This is a genomic window from Kitasatospora sp. NPDC059577 (assembly GCF_042735475.1).
GTDB lineage: Bacteria > Actinomycetota > Actinomycetes > Streptomycetales > Streptomycetaceae > Kitasatospora.
The window spans coordinates 26851-28930 of sequence record NZ_JBHWBZ010000088.1 but is presented as its reverse complement, the minus strand read 5'-3'; the positions used below and the strand labels follow the sequence as shown (position 1 = coordinate 28930).

Annotated in this window: 4 protein-coding genes; 1 reads left to right on the top strand and 3 read right to left on the bottom strand. The window is 69.4% G+C overall.

Annotated features, from left to right (window positions below):
* Nucleotides 1-122 (top strand): helicase associated domain-containing protein (locus tag ACFV0O_RS38875; protein WP_380349107.1); only part of this gene is annotated, 122 nt, incomplete at its 5' end.
* A gap of 84 nt (nt 123-206) precedes the next feature.
* On the opposite strand, the gene ACFV0O_RS38870 is transcribed toward ACFV0O_RS38875, so the two are convergent.
* From ACFV0O_RS38870 to ACFV0O_RS38860, 3 genes are all read right to left on the bottom strand, one after another.
* Nucleotides 207-677 (bottom strand): hypothetical protein, encoded by a 471-nt coding sequence (locus tag ACFV0O_RS38870; RefSeq protein WP_380349105.1) that lies wholly within the window; start codon nt 675-677, stop codon nt 207-209.
* A gap of 341 nt (nt 678-1018) precedes the next feature.
* Nucleotides 1019-1288: a hypothetical protein gene (locus tag ACFV0O_RS38865; protein ID WP_380349103.1), complete on the bottom strand. Its 270-nt coding sequence runs from the start codon at nt 1286-1288 to the stop codon at nt 1019-1021.
* 82 nt (nt 1289-1370) lie between these two features.
* The coding region (locus ACFV0O_RS38860) for a hypothetical protein (RefSeq protein ID WP_380349101.1) at nt 1371-2080 on the bottom strand (710 nt) is incomplete at its 5' end.

Here is a 2080-nt window from a genome sequence, read left to right as displayed (position 1 = left end):
GCACCCACAAGACCGATGAGGGGCTGTCCCTGGGCACCTGGCTGAACAACCAGAAGGCCCGCCGGGACAAACTGTCGGCCGAGCAGCTCGGGCAGTTGGAGGCCCTTGGGGTCGGCTGGTAAGCCGGGCTGGGCTCGTTCGCGACCGTGTCTCACGTCGTTCGACGCGCACCGGCCCCGCCACAGCGGTGGGATCGGTGCGTGCGGTCATGGGGTGAGCGCGGCGGACACCCTGGCGAGGCGGTTCTGCGGGAGGGCGAAGGGGTTGGCGGGGTTGCGGTGGGAGTGGCGGCCGCCGTTGATGCGTACCCCGTCCTGGGTGGTCCGCCAGCGGGCGGGTCCGGGTTGTCCCTGCTGTTCCAGGAGGAGGAGGGCGAGGTGGTCGGGGTCCTCGACGGCCGTGCGGGCGCGTAGCGCGGCGGCCAGGCAGGGAGCGGCGGTCCTGGGCGGGCTGTTGTCGCCCATAGCGGGCAGCAGGAGCAGCAGACGGGCGTGGGCGTCGAGGATGCCGGCGGCCAGCGTGCCGGGGTCGGGCGGGGTGTTGTCGGCGGCGGTGGCGAGCTCGGGCCAGGACAGGGCGGGTCCCATGAAGTGGCCGTCGTCCTGGGCGAGGAGTTCAGTGGTGTCCCAGGTGGGGTGGTGCAGGAGACCCGCATCACCAGCCCTGAGCCTGCCCACTGATCACGCTGCTCAGCCACGGACCCACAAGATCACCGACAGAGTCAAGCTCAGGCAACCGCGTCGGAACGAGAGCCGGCTCAGATCACCGCACCGGCGGCATCGGCGTCGCCTACGCACTCAAGCGGGCCTGACCCGGCCATACAGAAGGCCCGGACCACCGATGACGGTGGCCCAGGCCTTCTTGTGCATCAGCTGCGGTCGCCAGACTCAGTTCGCTCTCGCCCGCCCATTCCCAGCGGCGCAGATCAGCGCGGCTCACAGTGGGCACGGCCGCCCGGGCCATACCGACGCTTGGGCTGTCGCCACCTCCGCGGCCGGAGATACCCGTCCCGGCCTGGCTACGGCGCGGTATGCACCGTAGCCGCGTCGGTCGCCGGGGCCTGCGCCCTCGCACCGTCGAGCCGGCCCGCCGGATCAGGCGGCCCGCCGTCGCCCTCCGCCCGGTCGCCCTCCACCTGATCGTGCGACAGCAGCTCCTCCAGCAGCTGGATCGCCCCGCTGATGCGCAGCAGGGTCTCCCGGAGCGCGGCCTCCTGCTGGACCAGGATCCGTAGCTGCGCCTCGCCCTGCTGGTACTCCTGCTTGAGTTCGGTGAGACGAGACTGCATGTGGTCGAGCATGGCTGCCGCCCTTTCCCCGCGATCGGCTGGGATTGATGGTGCTTCATGGGACGATTCCGCCCACAGGCTGTCAGTGGCCATCCTGGTAGAGGTAGCGATGCCGCTCGGCCTCAGGCTTGTCCTCCTTGCCCGAGATCCGGTTGGCATTGGCCCACGGGTCGTGCCGCACCCCGGTCACCTGCCAGCAGACGGTGACCGCTGGCCGGTCGGTGCGGATGGTGAAGCGGTTCTCCCGGATCTCCTCGGTCACCGCCGCGAGGGCGAGACTGCCGACCGGTGTGAGCTGGTAACGGAAGTCGCCGTTGAGTGCCTCGAAGTAGCCGGGCAGCATCACGGTGGCCTCGCCGCGGTCGTCCGTGACGACGGTGCCGTCGTAGATGTTGGTCATCTGGGGCGACCCGACGAACGAGTGCGACAGGTACTTAGTGGCCGGCTCCAGTGGGTGGTCGATCCGGAAGTCGCCACCCGGTTTGATGAGCCTGCCCTTCATGGTGACGTCGCCGTTCCCGGTGTCCATGATCAGGCCCCAGCCGACGCCGCTGGTGCCAAAGAATCCGACGTGAGTGTCGTCGTATAGGCCGACAAAGGCCCGGTCGTCGGTCGAGTGGAACCAGATCCCCGCCGACGAGTCCGGCCCTTGGCGCACCCGCATCCGGCGTCTCACGTCTATGCCGCCCTGTTCGGCACGGAGCGTCAGCAGATCGTGCCCGAAGCGCTCGAAGTGCCACGTTCCATCGCTGCCTACGTACATTCCGAAGGTCTGGCGGCTCGCGGTGTTGC